This window comes from Streptomyces melanosporofaciens, assembly GCF_900105695.1.
Classification (GTDB): Bacteria; Actinomycetota; Actinomycetes; order Streptomycetales; family Streptomycetaceae; genus Streptomyces; species Streptomyces antimycoticus.
The window spans coordinates 8,266,556-8,283,103 of the sequence record NZ_FNST01000002.1 but is presented as its reverse complement, the minus strand read 5'-3'; the positions used below and the strand labels follow the sequence as shown (position 1 = coordinate 8,283,103).

Below are 16,548 nucleotides of genomic sequence, written 5' to 3'. Positions count from 1 at the left end.
CGTTGACACTTCATCGTGGCGCTCCCTACGGTGCTAGCGCTGTCATCAGACAGTCCGAGAGGGGAGGAGCACGCCATGTCCCTGCACCGCAGAGCGCTGCTGACGGGCGCCGTGAGCGCCGCCGCGGCGGGCCTGCTGTCCGGATGCGGAGGAAAGGACCTCGAGGACCTGCTCGCGCAGGCCGCGACCGTTCCCCGGAAACCGGCCCGGCTGACCTGGTGGGTCTCCGAGATCCCCGCACGGCGAGGCGCTGTCGTCGCGGATCTGATCATCCGTGCCTTCGAGCGGCGGCATCCTCGTATCCGCGTCTCGAAGATCAACGCGCTGTCCACCTCGGACGGCAACCGCAGCGCCATCGCCACCCAGCTCGCCGGCGGCTCCCCCCAGCCCGACGTGTACCTGGGCGACACGACGTGGCCCGCGCAATTCGGTCACTCCGCGCTCGCGCTGCCGGTGGAGACGCTGCTTCCGGACGACTTCTGGGACGCTTATCCGGCAGCCCTGCGCAGCAGTTCCACGTACCGGGGCAAGGTCTACGCGGTGCCGTTCTTCACCGACAGCACCTACCTCTTCTACCGCAAGGACCTTCTCGCCAAGCACGGGCTGCGCGTTCCCCGCAGCTGGGAGGAGCTGCTGCACACCTCCCGCACGGTGCAACGGGCCGGTGACGCGGAGGCCGGGTTCCTGTGGCAGGCGGCGGTGACCGAGTCGCTGACGGCCAACGTCACCGAGTTCCTGGCCGACGCGGGCGCCGCCGTCCTGGACGGGCGGGGCAGGGCCGTACTGGGCGGAGCGGCGGCGGAGCGGGCATTCTCGCTGATGGCCGAGTTCACCGCTCGCGGGGTCACGCCCCGCACCGTGGCCACGTATCAGGAATCGGACGCGCAGGACGCCTTCGTCAACGGGCGCGGGCTGTTCCTGCGCAACTGGTCGTACGCCTGGGTCAACGCGAGCACCCCCGGGGTCTCCCGCGTCGCCGGGAAGGTCGGGGCCGCGCCGCGTCCGGGCTTCGAGGGCACCGGCCGCTCCGGCGTCTCCTGTGCCGGCGGCTGGAGCAATTTCGTCAACCCCAGTTCCCAGGAGCTGGGCGCCGCCATGGAGTTCGCCCGGTTCTGCGCCTCAGGCGAGGTGCAACGCCTCCTGGCCCGGGAAGCCGGTGTCATCCCCGCGATGACCTCCGTGCTCGACGGCCGGGAGGCGCGCGCCGCCGGCGACCCGACGGTCTTGCGCGCCGCCGACCTGCGGCTGGTCGCCCGGCCCGTGCAGACCCCGTACTACCCGCAGGTCAGCAAGGCGCTGTACACCCCGGCGAACGCCGTCGTGCGCGGCAGCCTCTCCCCCGCGGCCGGCGTCCGCGCCGCACGCGAGGGGCTGCGTACGGCCCTGGAAGGAAAGGCGCTGTGAGTTCCGTACTGCAGACCAAGACGGCGGGAACGCCGTCGAAGGGCGAGGGTGGCGGCGCACGTGCCGGGGCCTGGCGGCAGTCCCCGATGAGCACACCCCCGGGCTCCGCCGCCCGCCGTCGCGCTCGCACCGGGTGGCTGTTCGCCTCCCCCGCGCTCCTGATCATCGCCGCGGTGACGGTCTTCCCCGTCGTCTTCTCGCTGGTGCTGTCGTTCTGCGAGGTCCGGCTCGAGTACGGCGGGCTGCGGCTCGGCTCGCCCACCCTCGCTCACTACGAGGCACTCCTGACGCACTCCGAGTGGTACCGGGCCCTCGCGTTCACACTGGGCTTCACGATCGTCTCGGTCTTCATCGAGCTGGTTCTCGGGACGCTCACGGCGCTCGTCCTGGAACGGCTCGGCGCCGCCCGTGGCTGGATCCTCGCCCTGCTTCTGCTGCCCTGGGCGCTGATCAATGTGATCGCCGCACAGTTGTGGTCGTACCTGTTCAACGGGAGCTATGGCGCGGTGAGTTGGCTGTGTGAGGAGCTGTTCGGCGCCCAGCCCGACATTCTCGGGCGGCCGGTGCCCGCGATGGCGGCGATGGTCGCCGTCGACGTGTGGAAGACGACACCGTTCGTCGCCATCGTCGTTCTCGCCGGTCTGATGCTCATCCCGGGGGACGTCTACGAAGCCGCCGAGATCGACGGCGCCAACGCGTGGACCACCTTCTGGAGGGTCACGCTGCCGCAGCTGCGGCCCATCGTCGCCATCGCGGTCCTCTTCCGCATCCTCCAGGCGTTCGGCATCTTCGACCTGCCGTTCGTGCTGACCCAGGGCGGTCCGGGCACGGCCACCCAGTCGGTGGCGATCCTCGGGTACCGCATCCTCTTCCAGAATCTCGACTTCGGAGGCGGCGCCGCCGTCGCGGTCACCACCGCTGTCATCGTCCTGGGCTGCTGCCTGTTGTTCCTGCGCGTCTTCCGCGCCCACGTCGACGAGGGAGGCCGGGCGTGAGCCGCCACGTCCCGCGCACGGGCGTGCGCCGTTACGTCAATGTCGTCAACCTCGGCGGGCTGCTGATCGCCGTATGCGCCACGCTGCCCCTGGTCTGGATGGCGTCCGCCTCCCTGAAGGGGCCCGGCGAGATCAGCGCGACGCCGCCCTCTCCGCTGCCGAGGCACCCCACCCTCAGCAACTACGAGACCGCGTTCGCCCGCAACGGGATCGGCCACTACTTCCTCAACAGCGTCGTCGTGGCCGGTGTCTCCACCGTGCTGATCCTGTCCCTGGCGTTCTTCGCCGGATACGCCCTCGCCCGGCTGCCGCTGCGCGGGCGCGGGGCCGTCATGACAGCGCTGCTGATGCTGTCGGTCTTCCCGCCGATCGCCCTGCTCGTCCCCCTGTTCCTGATGGAGCGCCAGGCCGGGCTGCTCAACAGCTATCCGGGCCTGGTCATCCCGTACGTGGCGCTGAATCTGCCGTTCGCGATCTGGATCATGCGCAACTACCTCAGCGGCATTCCGGGCGAGCTGGAGGAGGCCGCCGTCGTCGACGGCGCCGGCCCGCTGCGCACCGCCCTGACGGTGATCCTGCCGCTGGCCCGGCCGGGGCTGTTCACGGCCGGGGTGTTCTCCTTCACCGCGACCTGGTCGGAGTTCCTGCTCGCGCTCACCTTCAACGGCTCCGATGACCGCCGCACCGTCTCCGTCGGCATCGCGCTGTTCACCAGCCAGTACCAGGTTCCGTACGGCGTGATCTTCGCCGGCGCCATGGTGGCCACCGTGCCGATCGCGCTCCTGGTGCTGATCTTCCGCCGGTCGGTCGTCTCCGGCATGACCACCGGCGCCGTGAAGGGCTGAGCGGCCCCGCACGAAGCCGCGTCCCGCGTGACGGCCGCCCCCGGCCCTTCCCTCCACCTGTCCGCACACCCGCACCCGACCCTGGGCACGCGCCCGAGAGGTTCACAGATGCCCCACCGCGACTCCCCCGCCCCTTCCCCGCACGATGCGGACTGGTGGCGGCAGGCCGTCGTCTACCAGATCTACCCTCGCAGTTTCGCCGACTTTGACGGTGACGGCATCGGTGACATCCCCGGCGTCACCTCCCGTCTGCCCTACCTCGCCGACCTCGGCGTGGACGCCGTCTGGCTGAGCCCGTTCTACCCCTCGCAGCTCGCCGACGGCGGCTACGACGTCGCCGACTACCGCGACGTCGACCCCCGGCTCGGCACCCTCGACGACTTCGACGAGATGGTCGGCGCGGCCCGCCGGCTCGGCCTGAAGATCATGGTCGACATCGTCCCCAACCACTCCTCCGACCAGCACCTCTGGTTCCAGGAGGCGCTCGCGGCCGCGCCCGGCTCGGCCGCCCGCGAGCGCTACGTCTTCCGCGACGGCCGGGGGGAGGACGGTGAACTGCCGCCCACCGACTGGCCGTCCAGCTTCGGCGGCCCCGCCTGGACCCGGGTGCCGGACGGCCAGTGGTACCTGCACCTCTACGCCCCCCAGCAGCCCGACTTCAACTGGGACAACCCCGAGGTCCGCGAGGACTTCCACGACACCCTGCGGTTCTGGTCCGACCGGGGCGTCGCCGGTTTCCGCGTCGATGTCGCCCACGGCCTCGCCAAGGACCTGCGCGCACCGCTGCGCGACCTCGGCGAGCAGCGGAATTACCAGCCCGACGAACTGCCGGACGACGGCAGTCATCCGCTGTGGGACCGCGACGCGGTGCACGAGATCTACCGCGGCTGGCGGCAGGTCTTCGACGCGTACGACCCGCCGCGCTTCGCCGTCGCCGAAGCCTGGGTGCGTGCCTCACGGCGTACGGCCTACGCCTCCGCGGACGGGCTGGGCCAGGCGTTCAACTTCGATTTCCTCGGCGCCCGGCTCGACGCCGCCGAACTGCACACCATCATCGACTCCGCCCTCGCCGACGCCCGCGCCTCGGGGGCGACCAGCACCTGGGTGCTCTCCAACCACGACGTGGTGCGTCATGTCTCGCGCTACGCCCTGCCCGGCGACTGCACCAAGCGCGATATCGAGGCGTGGCTGCTCACCGACGGCCGGGAACCGGCCCCGGACCTGCCGACGGGTGTGCGCAAGGCGCGTGCCGCGGCGCTGTTGATGCTGGCGCTGCCCGGGTCCGCGTACCTCTACCAGGGCGAGGAGCTGGGTCTGCCCGAGGTCGCCGACCTGGACCGCGCGGACCTGCGGGACCCGATGTGGGTACGCAGCGGCGGACGCGTCAAGGGCCGCGACGGCTGCCGGGTGCCGCTGCCGTGGACCCGCGAGGGCACGAGCTTCGGATTCGGCCCCGGTGGCTCGTGGCTGCCGCAGCCCGCCGGCTGGGGCCGGTACGCGGCGGACGCGCAGCGCGGTGACAAGCAGTCCTTCCTGGAGCTGTACCGCGAGGCCCTGCGGCTGCGCCGCACGCTGGTCGCGGACGAGCGGCTGGAGTGGGTCGGCCCGCGGGAGCGGACGCGTCAGGGGCTGCTGCACTTCGCCCGCGCCGGCGGCTGGCACACCGTCGGCAACCTCTCCGGGGAGCCCGTCCCGCTGCCGCGGGGTGAGGTTCTTCTCGCCTCCGGCGCGCTGACCGGTGACGAGCTACCGCCGTGGACGACCGCCTGGCTGCGGACCGGGTCCGCCTCCGACCGCTGAGGAGCGGTGCCGGGCTCGCTCCGTGAGGCCGGCCGGTGGTGCCGTTCGACCGTGCGCCGGGGGACGTACGGCCGGGCGGCAGCGATCGCCCAGGCGGTCACCGCGCGGGCCGCCGGCTCACGGGCGGGCCCCGCGACGCCAGCGCTCGGGGTCGATCCGGCCCGCGTACAGGGGGAGTTCGAGCGGCGGCCGGCCGTCCTCGAACGGGTCCCACACCCGGGTGAGGCCCGCGGTTCCCCGCGTGCGCACCCGGCGGGCCTCGGCGAGGTCGAGCACATCCGTCAGAACCTCTTCCGGGCCGGGCCCGGCCTCGGCCCGCAGGTGCCCCTCGGGGTCCACGACGACGCTGCGCCCGACGCCGTCCGGCGCCGCCGCGTTGAGGCTGGCCATGAACACCTGGTTCACGATCGCGTTGGCCTGCGCGAGCACGACTTCCTGGGCGCGGTCGACGGTGGGCGTGCGCACCAGGTTCACTACGAGGTCGGCGCCCTGCCACGCCAGGTGGCGGGTGATCTCGGGGAACCAGGCGTCGTAGCAGATCGTCAGGCCCACGCGTCCGTGGTCCGGCATGTCGAAGACCACGAAACTGCTGCCGGACGCCGTGGTCTCGTAGGGCCGCCACGGGAAGATCTTGCGGTACTCCGCGACCCGTTCGCCCGCGGGCGAGTAGACGGGGGCCGTGTTGTAGATCCGGCCGTCCGCGCCCTGCTCGTAGACGCTGCCGGGCACGAGCCAGATGCCCAGTTCGCGGGCGAGGGACGCCAGCCGGGTGCCGCGGGGGCCGTCCAGCGGCCGGGCCGCCGCGGTCATGACCGTCTCGGGGTCCTCGCCGGGCTTGTGGCCGCACAGGTGCAGTTCCGGATACGCGAGCAGCCGGACACCGGGATGCGCCTCGGTGACGCGGCGTACGTCCGCGGCGAACGCGTCCGGATCGTCGGCGGCGTGATGCCGCGCGGCCGTCTGGACGAGGCCGATCGGCAAGGGGATCGTCATCGCAGGGGCAACCTTCCGCGCAGGGGTGTCCGGGGGCGCGGACGAGCCAACCATCGGCACCTTCCACGGGACAAGGCCCCTTCTTCCAGCGGCATCCACAGGGAGACCCAGTGGGTCCGGAGCGGCACCCGTCCGGCGGCCGCGCCGGAGTTCCGTGGTAGAACGACAATCATCGCGTCCGTGACGCGGATCACCGACTCGACAGGACACAGGCGACGTATGACCCTCAACCAGCTGCGGGCCTTCGTCGAGGCGGAGCGGCTCGGGTCGTTCACCGCAGCGGCGCGGGCCATGGACATCGCCCAGGCGTCGGCCTCCGAACTGGTGCGCCGGCTGGAGGCGGAACTGGACGCCGAACTGTTCGCGCGCGGCAGCCGCACCCTGACCCTGACCTCGGCCGGCCAGGAACTGCTGCCGTACGCCCAGCAGGCGCTGGAGGCCGCCGAGAGCGGGACCCGGGCGGTGCGCTCCCTGAGCTCGCTGGGCGGCGGGACCGCCACCTTCGGTGTGCTCCGCAACGCGGACTACTACCTGCTGTCCAACCTCGTGCAGATGTTCCACGCCCGGTATCCGTCCGTCCGGGTCCGCCTCGTGGGGCAGAACTCGGCCGAGACCGCGGCGGCCGTGGCCGCGGGACGGATCGAGGCGGGCCTGGTCGTCCTGCCGATCGACGACGAGGGGCTGATGGTGACACCGCTCCTGCGCGACGAGGTGTTCTTCGTCAGCGCGAGCGAGGAACGCACCCGCACACCGATGACGATGGAGACCTTCGCCCGGACACCCCTGGTCCTCTACGACGCCCACTACGGGTGGCAGGACCCCACCCGGCGGCAGCTCGCGGAGCGGGCGCAGCTCGCCGGGGTCAGCATCGATCCGCTGATCGAGCTGGAACATGTCGAGGCCGCGCTGGGCCTGGTGGCCGCCGGGGTGGGCGACACGATCGCCAGCCGGGCGGTGATCGCCGGACCGGCGTTTCCCGCGGGGCTGCGCACCGCCCCGTTCGCCGACCCTCTCTACGACACGATCGCCCTGGTCAAACGGCGGGGGCATCCGCTGTCGCGGGCCACGCGGGAGCTGGCCCGGCTCGCCGAGGACACCTTGCGCGAACTCCGTACCGACCTCGGCCTCTGATCGGCCGGGCGCACGGGGCGTGGGTGGGCACGCCGCGAAGGTCAGGGAAACCCTGTGGTTCGGACAGGAATGGACCCTCTGGTCCTGTGGTGCCGCGACGTCTAGCGTCCTTGCCATGCAGATCACGCACGACGAAGCCCAGGCCCTTCCCCCGTTCCAGTGGCTCAAGAAGCCGTCCGTGGACGGTCCCCCCGCCCAGCGCGACCCCAAGGTGGTCGAGCGGGTCTCGCAGATGCTGAAGGAGATCGAGCACAAGGGCATGGACGCGGTGCGCGCCTACGCCCAGGAGCTGGACGGCTGGTCCGGCGGCCTGGAGATCGGGGCCGCCGAGCTGAAGAAGTCGGGGGACGCCCTGCCCCCGGACGTGCGCACCGCTCTGGAGATGGGCTACGAGCGCACCCACCGGTTCGCCGCCGCGCAGCGCGAGCACCTGACGGACTTCGAGGCCGAGGTCGCTCCCGGTGTCGTCGGTGGCCAGCGCTACGTTCCCGTCTCCCGCGTCGGCGCCTACCTGCCGGCCGGTCGTTTCCCGCTGCTCGCCAGCGCCTTCATGACGGTGAACGTGGCGAAGACCGCCGGGGTGCCCACCGTGCTGGCGTGCACTCCCCCGTCGGGTGAGCACGGCGCGCATCCCGCCGTGCTGTACGGCGCCTATTTGTCGCGTGCCGACCGGGTCTTCGCGCTCGGTGGTGTCCAGGCGCTCGGAGCGATGGCCTTCGGTCTGCTCGGCGAGGCCCCGGTCGACATGCTGGTCGGCGCGGGCAACGCGTTCGTCACCGAGGCGAAGCGGCAGCTGTTCGGCCGGGTCGGCATCGACCTGCTGGCCGGTCCCTCCGAGGTCGCCGTCATCGCCGACGACAGCGCCGATCCGGTGTGGGTCGCGGCGGACCTGCTGGGCCAGGCCGAGCACGGCCCCAACTCGCCCGCCGCCCTGATCACCACGTCCGAGCAGCAGGGGCGCGCCGTGATCGCGGAGGTGGAGCGCCAGCTGGCGTCCCTGGCCACCCGGGACATCGCGGGCCCGGCGTGGCGCGACTTCGGTTCCGTCATCGTGGTGGAGGACCGGGCCCACGCCGTCGCCGTGGCCGACATGATCGCTCCCGAACACCTGGAGATCCAGACCGAGGACGACGACTACTACCTGGAGAACCTCTCCAACTACGGCTCGCTGTTCATCGGGGCGTGGTCGACGGTCGCCTACTCCGACAAGGGCATCGCGGGCACCAACCACGTGCTGCCCACGGGCAAGACCGCCCGCTACAACGCGGGGCTCTCCGTCTCCCGGTTCCTGAAGCCGCTGACGTACCAACGCGCCTCGCAGGAGGGGACCGCGTCCCTGGCTCCCGCCGTCGAGCGCATCTCGGCGTTCGAGGGGCTGGCCGCCCACGGCGCCACCGCGACGCTCCGCATCGACCAGCTCGGGCGGACGTCCGGCGCGTTCGACGACGTTCCGGCCGCTCTGCGCGACCAGCTCTGATCCCCTCTCGTGCCGCCTCGTCGCGTGCGGCGGCACGGGACCGCCGGTGCGGCCGCCACCGTCGCCTACATCGCCGGGGTGCTCCCGGAGCGGCCGGCCTGACGGCCGTGACGGCTCATCGGACGCGGGCGTGGGTGGCGCGGGGGACGAACTCGGTCGGCAGGACCAGGCGTTCACCGGCCGGGTCGACGTCCTCGGCGATCCGCCGGACCAGCAGACGCGCCGCCTGACGCGACAGCTCCCGCAGGTCGTGCCGGACGGTGGTGAGCTGGAACACCTCCCAGGCGGCCATCGGAAGGTCGTCGAAGCCGATGACGGTGAGCTCGTCGGGGATTTTGACACCAGCGGCGAGAGCCGCGTTCAGGACACCGATGGCGACGACGTCGTTGCCGCAGAACACCGCCGTGGGTGCCTCGTCCGCCTCGAGCAGGGCGGGCAGCGCCCGGTAGCCGGTGTCGTACTCGAACGCTCCGCGCACCACCCGGTTCTCCGGCAGCCCCACGCCCGCCTCGGCGAGAGCCCACCGGAAGCCCAATTCGCGCTCGCGCCCCGTCGTGGTGTTGGCCGCGCCGAAGATGCCGGCGATACGCCGGTGTCCCAGGGCCACGAGTTCCCGGGCGACGAGCCGTCCGCCGCCCTCGTTGTCGACGACGGAGGCGAAGTCGCCGGCCCGGCCCGTGTCGCGGTTGAGGAAGACGTAGGGCACGCCGCGTCCCTCCAGCTGGGCCGGCAGGCGGGAGTCGGTGGTGGCTGTGGCGAGGACGACGCCGTCCATCGACTGGTCGAGCAGCTTCTGCTCGGCGACCGCCTCGTCGGACCGCTCGGTGATCAGCATCATCCGATAGCCGAGGTCGCTCAGTTCGTCGTGGAGCGGGGCGATGAGATGCGGGTAGAACGGGTTGGTCAGGTCGGTGACGATGACACCGATCCGCCGCGTGGCACGCGTCGAGAGGGTGCGTCCGGCCTCGCTCGGCACGTAGTTCAGCGCCTGGGCGGCCCGCTTGACCTTCTCGCGGGTGGCCTGGGACACGCGCGGGTCGTCACGCAACGCGCGGGAGACCGTGGGCTGCGAGACACCGGCCAGCCTGGCCACGTCGTGACTGGTGATCCCCATCGGCTCTCTCCTCGCTGCCACCGGCGCCCCCCGGTGGCGCACCCGATTCAGTATACGTATGTCAAAACACGGTCGCACCCCTCTTGACATCCTCCGATCCAGTGCCTGTTATGGAATGCATACGTATTCCTAACCAAGGAGCGGTCATGCCCGATGTCGTCGTATCGCCCAGTGAGCTGGCCCGCCGTACGGTGCGCCGCAGCGACTTCGTCTCCTGCAACCAGGCATTCATCGACTGCCGTACGCCCGGTTCGGATCGCAAGGAGAACTACGCGATGATCGGGCCGGGCGTCTCGCAGGCCGCCGGCCAGCACGTCAACCTCCGGCTGCCGCACGGCTACAACATCGGTGCCGCCGCGATGCCGCACGGCATCACCAACAACCTGCACCTGCACTACACGGCCGAGGTGTTCATCTGCACCGCGGGCGAATACCTGTTGCGCTGGGGCGTCGACGGCACCGAAGGCGAACTCACGCTCAGGGCCGGTGACATCGCCTCCGTCCCGACCTGGATCTTCCGCGGATTCACCAACACCGGACCGGACGACGGCTGGCTGTTCACCGTGCTGGGCATGGACGACACCGGCGGCATCATCTGGGGCCCGTCGGTCCTACGGGAGGCGCGGAACCACGGCCTGTACCTCACCGTCGACAACAAACTCGTCGACACCGTCGCCGGCGACACCGTCCCCCCGGAGTCCGAGCTCGTCGCCCCCCTGGCCCAGGAACACCTCGACCGGCTGCGCCACTACACCCCCGACGAGATGAAGCGCCGGATCGCCGCCGCGGACGAGCTGGTGTTCTCCGATCACCCCTTCCTCGACAGCACCCTGCCCGGCGGCGGCGCCCGTCTGAGCTGCGTCATCGGCTACGGCATGACCGAGGACCCGCACCAGGAGCCCCGCGTGTTCAATCCGCACGGCCACAACGTCGCCTGGCTCCGCGCCGACCCCGGGCAGGGTGTCTCGGCACACCGACAGCACGAGACCCAGACCCTGATCGTGAAGGACGGTCTGTGGGAGATCACCCTCAACCGCACCGACCCCGTCCCGGTGCGTCTCGGCCCCCGTGACATGCTCTCCGTCCCGCAGGACGCCTGGCGCTCCGTGCGCAACGTCGGCGACGAGCGGAGCGACCTCCTGGTGGTCAACTCCGGTGACGGACGCGTCCGCCTGGAGTGGGACGAGGAGGTGCGCAAGGCCGCGGCGGACGCGGGCCTGGGCATCGACCACAACGGGTACGTCGCCCCGTACGCGCTGCTGCCCCGCTCCGCGCGCACCTGGTGACCGGCGTGCCGTACGAGGACAGGGCCGGTCCGCTGCCGCTCGTCGTCGTGCCCGGAATGCTCTGCGACGCGAGTCTGTGGCGCGACGTCGACTTTCCCGAAGGCCACGACGTCCACCACACCCCGCTGCGGCGAGCGGACATCGGGGCGCTCGCCGAGGACGTGCTCGCCACGGTTCCGGGCCCATTCGTGCTCGTCGGCCTCAGCCTGGGGGCCATCGTCGGCTTCGAGGCGCTGCGCCGGGCGCCCGAGCGCATCGCGGGCCTGTGCGTGATGGCGACCAACGCGGGTGCGCCGCGCCCCGAGCAGTACGCGGCCTGGCGGGCGATGGACGAGCTGATCGCGGCCGGCCGGTTCACCGACGTCGTCGAGGAGACGCTGCCGGACATGTTCCCCGACCGGTGCCCGACGCCCGAGGCCGCGCGGCGCTACCGCGGCATGGCGCACGCCGTGGGCGCCACCGCCGCCCGCGCCCAGCTCGCCGCGCAGGCGACCCGTACGGACGCGACCGGCGTACTGCGTACGGCCCGCTGCCCCACCGTGGTCCTGGCCGGGGCGCGGGACACACTGTGCCCGCCCGCCTTCCACCAGGCGATCGCGGAATCGGTCCCCGGAGCCGGCCTGACGCTGCTGCCCGACGCGGGACACCTGCTGCCGTGGCAACGGCCCGAGGCGGTGACGGCCGCGCTGCGCGAAGTGGTCACGGCCGCCACCCATACGACACCTGCGGCCGCCGCCCCGTGAACTCACCTCCTGTCCCCTTCGTCCCCACTGGAAAAGAGCCGTCATGCCTCGACACCTCACGTCCCCCGAGCCCGGCGCGCACGTGACCGCGGCCCGGCCGGATGTCGCCGTCTGCGTCCACGACCCCCTCGACGACATCCGCCGGCCCGGCGACGACGCCGTCCGCCCGTACTCCGAGTCCGCCGCGCTGCTCGGCGAGGTGTGCGGCCGGGCGCCGCGCCTCGACCTCGCCCGGGGCCACGCCCGCACCGGTGACATCCGCACCGGTGACGCCCGTGCCGCCGAGTACGGCAAGGGCACCGTGCCGTGGAACGAGGAGGGCGGCGCATGAGCGGCGGCACCGCACCGCTGACCGGCCGCACCGCGCTCGTCACCGGGGGAGGCAGCGGCCTCGGCCGGGCCATCACACGGTCCCTGCTCGCCGACGGGGCCCGGGTGGTGATCACGGGCCGCGACGAGACCACGCTCAAGGAGACCGTGTCGCGGCTCGGCCCACAGGTCTCGCACCGCGTCTGCGACGTCTCCCGCCCCGACGACGTCGAGGAGCTCGCCCGAAGTCTGACCGGAGAGGAGATATCGATCCTGGTCAACAACGCCGGGGTCGCCGGGCCGGTGGCACCGCTGACCGAGATCACCCCGCAGGACTGGGACGAGGTCTTCGATGTGAACGTGCGCGGGGTGTTCCTGATGTGCCGGGCCTTCCTGCCCCCATGACCGGGCGGAGCGCGGGCGACATCATCAACATCGCCTCGGTCTCGGGCAAGCGCCCGCTCCTGCGGCGCACCCCGTACTGCGCGTCGAAGATGGCGGTCATCGGTCTCACGACCACGCTGGCCGGCGAGGTCGGGCCGCTGGGCGTCACGGTCAACTCCCTCTCCCCCGGGCCCGTCGCGGGGCCACGTATGGAGCGCAACTTCCGTCTGGAGGCGGAGCGCACGGGCAGCACCTACGCGCAGGCCGAGCAGGCGTTCGTCGCGCGCTCCGCCCTGGGGCGGATGGTCACCGAGGACGAGGTGGGCGAGGCCGTCAGCGCGATGCTGCGCATGCGCGGACTGTGCGGGGCCGACATCGACCTGTCCGCGGGGATGGTGGCCCGGTGACGGCGCGCGGCACACCGCACCGCAGCCTCAAACAGCGCCTGGCGGACGGCGAGCGGCTGCGGGGCATCCTGCTGCGGCTCCCCTCGGAGACGCTGGTGGAGATGGCGGGGGTCGCGGGCTTCGACTATGTCGTCATCGACTGCGAGCACGGGCCGGCCGACACGGCGCTGCTTCAACAGCACCTCACGGCCGCCGCGGCGCACGGGATCGACGTGCTGGTCCGCGTGGGCTCGGCTGAGCCGGCGCTCGCGCTGCGCTGCCTCGACCTGGGCGCCGCCGGGCTGATCCACCCGCATGTGGACAGCCGCGAGGACGCCCGACGGGCGGTGGCCGCCAGCCACTACCCACCGTGGGGAGAGCGGGGTTTCGCCACCTACAGCAGAGCGGGCCGGTTCGGCACGGTCACGGCAGCCGACCATGTGGCCGCGTCCCGCGAAACCCTGGTCGTGGCGATGGTCGAGACACGGCGCGCCTGCGCTGACGCCGACGCGATCGCCGGCACCCAGGGGGTGGACGCGGTCCTGGTGGGCCCCGCCGACCTGGCCGCGGACTGTGGCTTCCCGGAGCCCTGCGTCGTCGACGGGCTGATCGCCCGGGCGCACAACGCGGCGCGCGCCAACAAGCGCGCGGTGATGACGATCGTGCCGACCCTCGACGCCGCCCGGGCCGCCGAGCGCCAGGGGGCTCAGCTGATCCTCTACAACATGGCTCATGTGCTCGTGGCCACCCTGCGCCGCCTGGCCTCGTCCGACAGGACGAGCGCGGCCGAAGACGTCGGATGAGACGAGCGCGGCCGAAATCCCCACCTGAGACGAGCACGGCCGAAACCCCGGCCTGAGACGAGCACGGCCGAAATCCCCGGTCCGACCGGCCGGGGGCAGGCCGCCTTCGCCGACCGACGCGCCCGATGGCGGGGGCGTCGTGTACCCCTGCGTGCCGCGGTGCCGAGCTCTCGGCTGCCGCCTTCCGGGACCGTCGCATCCTCCCGCGACCAACCCTTGACGCCCCATATCCGGATCCTTAGCGTTCACGACCAATTCATACGCATGCACACCCCGTCCCCGCGCGATCGGAGAAGCCATGTCCGCCGCAGCGCCACCCAGCCCAGCCGTCGGCTCCCCCCAGGTCGACCTACTTAAGCGGAACGCGATACGCCGAGCCATTGGCGCGGGCAGCATCGGTAATTTCGTCGAACAGTTCGACTACGGACTGTACGGCTACATGGCGCCGATCATGGCTCCGGCGTTCTTCCCCGACAGCGACAGGACCGTGGCGGTGCTGGGCACGTACGCGATCATCGCCGTCGCCTGCCTTTTCCGCCCGCTCGGCGGCACCCTCGTGGGCCGCTGGGGCGACCGGGTCGGCCGCAAGAAGACGCTGCTGTGGACCATCGTGGCCATGGGCGTGGCCACCGCCCTGATCGGGGTCCTGCCCACGTACCAGCAGATCGGCATCGGTGCGCCGATCCTGCTCCTGCTGCTTCGCGTCGTCCAGGGCGCGGTCTCCGGCGGCGAGTACGTCGGAGCCGTCGCGTTCATCGTGGAGTGGGCGGAGCCGAACCGGCGGGCCTACTACACGTCGTACGCCTCCAACAGCTGCTTCGTCGGCACCCTCGCGGGTGCCGGTACGGCGGCCCTGACCAGCTGGGTGTTCGAGGGCGAGGCCCTGGACTCGTACGGTTGGCGCATCCCGTTCCTGCTGGCGATCCCGCTCAGCCTGGTCGGGATGTGGCTGCGTCGTCACATCGAGGAGACCCCGGAGTTCATCCGCGCGACCGAGGAAGGTACGGACGTCGTCAAGGCACCGGTCCGTGAGGCGTTGCGTTCGCAGTGGCGGCCGATCCTGGTCTTCTGCGGAATCTCGATCATGCTCGCGATCCTCTCCTACAGCTGGGTCACCTTCTATCCGCAGTACCTGACCGGCACGCTCGACCTGCCGCGCTGGATGGGCCTGGCCTCGAACGCCATCTCCATCGCCGTCCTCATCCCGACCCTGCCACTGGCCGGCATGCTGTCGGACCGCATCGGGCGCAAGCCGATGCTCGTCACCGGCGCCATCGCCTGCATCGTGCTGGTCCCGATCGCCTTCCGGGTCGGCGAGCACGGCACCTTCGGAACCGCCGTGGCCAGCCAACTCATCTACATCGTGCCGGAATTCTTCCTCACCGGCATCGTCACCGTCTGCGCGGCCGAACTCTTTGCCACCCGCACCCGGTTCAGCGCCAGCGCCATCGCGTACAACAGCTCGTTCTCCATCTTCATGGGCATCACGCCGTTCGTCGCGACACTGCTGGTCAGCACCTTCGACACCATCTACGCCGTCTGGGCCTATCTGGCGGTGGCCGCTCTCCTGGCCCTGGTCGTCGTGAGCGCCTTCATGACGGAGACGTACCGGAGCCAACTGGGCACGGACAAGTTCGCCCGCTAGCACGGCGGGAAGCCCGGCTCCGGCGGCCCCGGCAGGGAGCCTCCACGGCTACCCTCCTGACCATCCACCTACATACGCATTCACACCACTGGAACGGAAGCACCATGCCCCTGGACCCCGTCGCGTACCTCCCCTACAAGGACCCGGACGACTTCATCCGCGAGGTGACCGACCGCATCTGGGTCGACCGCGACATCGCCTACATCGTCGACAACTACGAGCCCGACTCGATCGTGCACACCAGCCTGGGAACCGTCGTCGGCCGTGACGGTGTCATCGAAGGCAGCACGATCCGCATGGCCAGCACGCCGGGCCACATCGGCCAGGCGGAGGACGTGGTGTGGGAGGCGCGCGGCGACGACGCCTTCCTCAGCTCCCACCTGGTCTTCTCCGCCGACGAGCACCTCGTGGACGGCCGCAGCATCCGCATCCGCAAACGCACGGTGGCCAACTGCCTGTACCGACGCGGCCGGATGGTCGAGGAGTGGGTGGTGCGCGACGAACTGGCCGACTGCCTACAGCGCGGCCTGGACCCGGCCGAGGCCGCTCGCGAGCTGACCTTCCAGGGGTACAGCGGCTCCATGCTCGACGAGCCGCCGCAGGACGTGTTGCTGAACGGGGTCAGCGGTCCGCGTCCGGACGAGTTCCGCCCCGAGTGCGAGATGGTGCTCGAGTTCATCGACGAGGTGTGGACGCGGCGCCGGTTGCACAGGGTCAAGGACTTCATGGAACGCGATCTGTTCCTCCACACGATCGGCGACCGGACCGTCATCCGCCCCGAGCGCTATCAGAGCGACCTCCTCGCCATGGTCGGCCCCTTCCCCGACGCGCGGTTCACCGTCCGCGACATCCAGACGAACCACTCCCCGCGGTACGGGGGCCTGCGCGTGGCCGTCCTGTGGACCATGCACGGCAGCTACCGCGGCGTCCCGGCCTTCGGCCCCCTCACCGGCCGGCCGGTCACGGTGCTCGGCGTCTCCCAGTTCCTGATCCTGGAGGGCCGCATCGTGAAGGAGGTCCGCGTCTACGACGAGATCTCGCTGCGTGCACAGATCAACGCGACACGCGAGGACGGCTCGCAGGTCGAGGCCAACATCTACTGAGCTCCCCTGACGTGGGCGGCCCGCCACCGAAACACCGGTGGCGGGCCGCCCGCGTCGGTGCGCGCACGACCGGGCACCGATCGGGGAGCCGGGCCGGCCCAGGCGCGCAGCGAACGTCCGGCTCACGCTG

16 protein-coding genes are annotated in these 16,548 nt (G+C 71.5%); 14 read left to right on the top strand and 2 right to left on the bottom strand.

Annotation, left to right across the window (positions count from 1 at the left end; genetic code table 11):
• Positions 1 to 75: 75 nt before the first annotated feature.
• The 4 genes from BLV72_RS37850 to BLV72_RS37835 all read left to right on the top strand — a co-directional run bounded on the left by BLV72_RS37850 (position 76) and on the right by BLV72_RS37835 (position 5,044).
• Entirely contained in the window at positions 76 to 1,404 is a 1,329-nt protein-coding gene (locus BLV72_RS37850) for an extracellular solute-binding protein (RefSeq protein ID WP_093468063.1), read from the top strand.
• Complete coding sequence (locus BLV72_RS37845) at positions 1,401 to 2,399, top strand: carbohydrate ABC transporter permease (RefSeq protein WP_244321215.1); 999 nt, start codon at positions 1,401 to 1,403, stop codon at positions 2,397 to 2,399. Before BLV72_RS37850 ends, BLV72_RS37845 begins: the two co-directional genes overlap by 4 nt.
• A complete protein-coding gene (locus BLV72_RS37840; RefSeq protein ID WP_208905852.1) occupies positions 2,396 to 3,244 on the top strand; it encodes a carbohydrate ABC transporter permease in 849 nt (282 codons plus the stop codon). The genes BLV72_RS37845 and BLV72_RS37840 overlap by 4 nt, the downstream gene beginning before the upstream one ends.
• A 108-nt stretch (positions 3,245 to 3,352) precedes the next feature.
• Positions 3,353 to 5,044: a glycoside hydrolase family 13 protein gene (locus BLV72_RS37835; protein WP_093468061.1), complete on the top strand. Its 1,692-nt coding sequence runs from the start codon at positions 3,353 to 3,355 to the stop codon at positions 5,042 to 5,044.
• Positions 5,045 to 5,161: 117 nt separating this feature from the next.
• On the opposite strand, the gene BLV72_RS37830 is transcribed toward BLV72_RS37835, so the two are convergent.
• Complete coding sequence (locus BLV72_RS37830) at positions 5,162 to 6,037, bottom strand: carbon-nitrogen hydrolase family protein (protein WP_093468060.1); 876 nt, start codon at positions 6,035 to 6,037, stop codon at positions 5,162 to 5,164.
• 219 nt (positions 6,038 to 6,256) lie between these two features.
• Between BLV72_RS37830 and BLV72_RS37825 the strand changes: the two genes are divergently transcribed.
• Both BLV72_RS37825 and hisD read left to right on the top strand, forming a co-directional pair.
• On the top strand, positions 6,257 to 7,168 hold the full coding sequence (locus tag BLV72_RS37825) for a LysR family transcriptional regulator (protein WP_044580335.1): 912 nt from the start codon (positions 6,257 to 6,259) through the stop codon (positions 7,166 to 7,168).
• 115 nt (positions 7,169 to 7,283) lie between these two features.
• Positions 7,284 to 8,645, top strand: a complete 1,362-nt coding sequence (gene hisD, locus BLV72_RS37820; RefSeq protein ID WP_093468058.1) for a histidinol dehydrogenase — start codon at positions 7,284 to 7,286, stop codon at positions 8,643 to 8,645.
• A gap of 115 nt (positions 8,646 to 8,760) precedes the next feature.
• On the opposite strand, the gene BLV72_RS37815 is transcribed toward hisD, so the two are convergent.
• On the bottom strand, positions 8,761 to 9,849 hold the full coding sequence (locus BLV72_RS37815; RefSeq protein ID WP_093468057.1) for a LacI family DNA-binding transcriptional regulator: 1,089 nt from the start codon (positions 9,847 to 9,849) through the stop codon (positions 8,761 to 8,763).
• Between the two features lie 56 nt (positions 9,850 to 9,905).
• Here BLV72_RS37815 and BLV72_RS37810 point away from each other — a divergent pair, with 56 nt between their 5' ends.
• The 8 genes from BLV72_RS37810 to BLV72_RS37780 all read left to right on the top strand — a co-directional run bounded on the left by BLV72_RS37810 (position 9,906) and on the right by BLV72_RS37780 (position 16,418).
• Positions 9,906 to 11,045, top strand: a complete 1,140-nt coding sequence (locus BLV72_RS37810; RefSeq protein WP_093468056.1) for a cupin domain-containing protein — start codon at positions 9,906 to 9,908, stop codon at positions 11,043 to 11,045.
• A gap of 5 nt (positions 11,046 to 11,050) precedes the next feature.
• Entirely contained in the window at positions 11,051 to 11,788 is a 738-nt protein-coding gene (locus tag BLV72_RS37805) for an alpha/beta fold hydrolase (RefSeq protein ID WP_244321213.1), read from the top strand.
• A gap of 43 nt (positions 11,789 to 11,831) precedes the next feature.
• A complete protein-coding gene (locus tag BLV72_RS48385; RefSeq protein ID WP_167746479.1) occupies positions 11,832 to 12,119 on the top strand; it encodes a hypothetical protein in 288 nt (95 codons plus the stop codon).
• The gene (locus tag BLV72_RS51250; RefSeq protein ID WP_280143034.1) at positions 12,116 to 12,502 is read left to right on the top strand and encodes an SDR family NAD(P)-dependent oxidoreductase; all 387 of its coding nucleotides are present in this window, start codon (positions 12,116 to 12,118) and stop codon (positions 12,500 to 12,502) included. The genes BLV72_RS48385 and BLV72_RS51250 overlap by 4 nt, the downstream gene beginning before the upstream one ends.
• The gene (locus tag BLV72_RS51245) at positions 12,499 to 12,888 is read left to right on the top strand and encodes an SDR family NAD(P)-dependent oxidoreductase (protein ID WP_280143033.1); all 390 of its coding nucleotides are present in this window, start codon (positions 12,499 to 12,501) and stop codon (positions 12,886 to 12,888) included. Before BLV72_RS51250 ends, BLV72_RS51245 begins: the two co-directional genes overlap by 4 nt.
• A complete protein-coding gene (locus BLV72_RS37790) occupies positions 12,885 to 13,670 on the top strand; it encodes an HpcH/HpaI aldolase family protein (protein ID WP_244320600.1) in 786 nt (261 codons plus the stop codon). The genes BLV72_RS51245 and BLV72_RS37790 overlap by 4 nt, the downstream gene beginning before the upstream one ends.
• 298 nt (positions 13,671 to 13,968) lie before the next feature.
• Positions 13,969 to 15,315 carry an MFS transporter gene (locus BLV72_RS37785; RefSeq protein WP_093460071.1) on the top strand — a complete coding sequence of 449 codons (1,347 nt, stop codon included), beginning with the start codon at positions 13,969 to 13,971 and terminating at the stop codon, positions 15,313 to 15,315.
• 104 nt (positions 15,316 to 15,419) lie between these two features.
• Positions 15,420 to 16,418, top strand: coding sequence for a nuclear transport factor 2 family protein (locus BLV72_RS37780; RefSeq protein WP_093460073.1), 999 nt, complete (start codon positions 15,420 to 15,422; stop codon positions 16,416 to 16,418).
• The last annotated feature ends 130 nt before the right edge of the window (positions 16,419 to 16,548 follow it).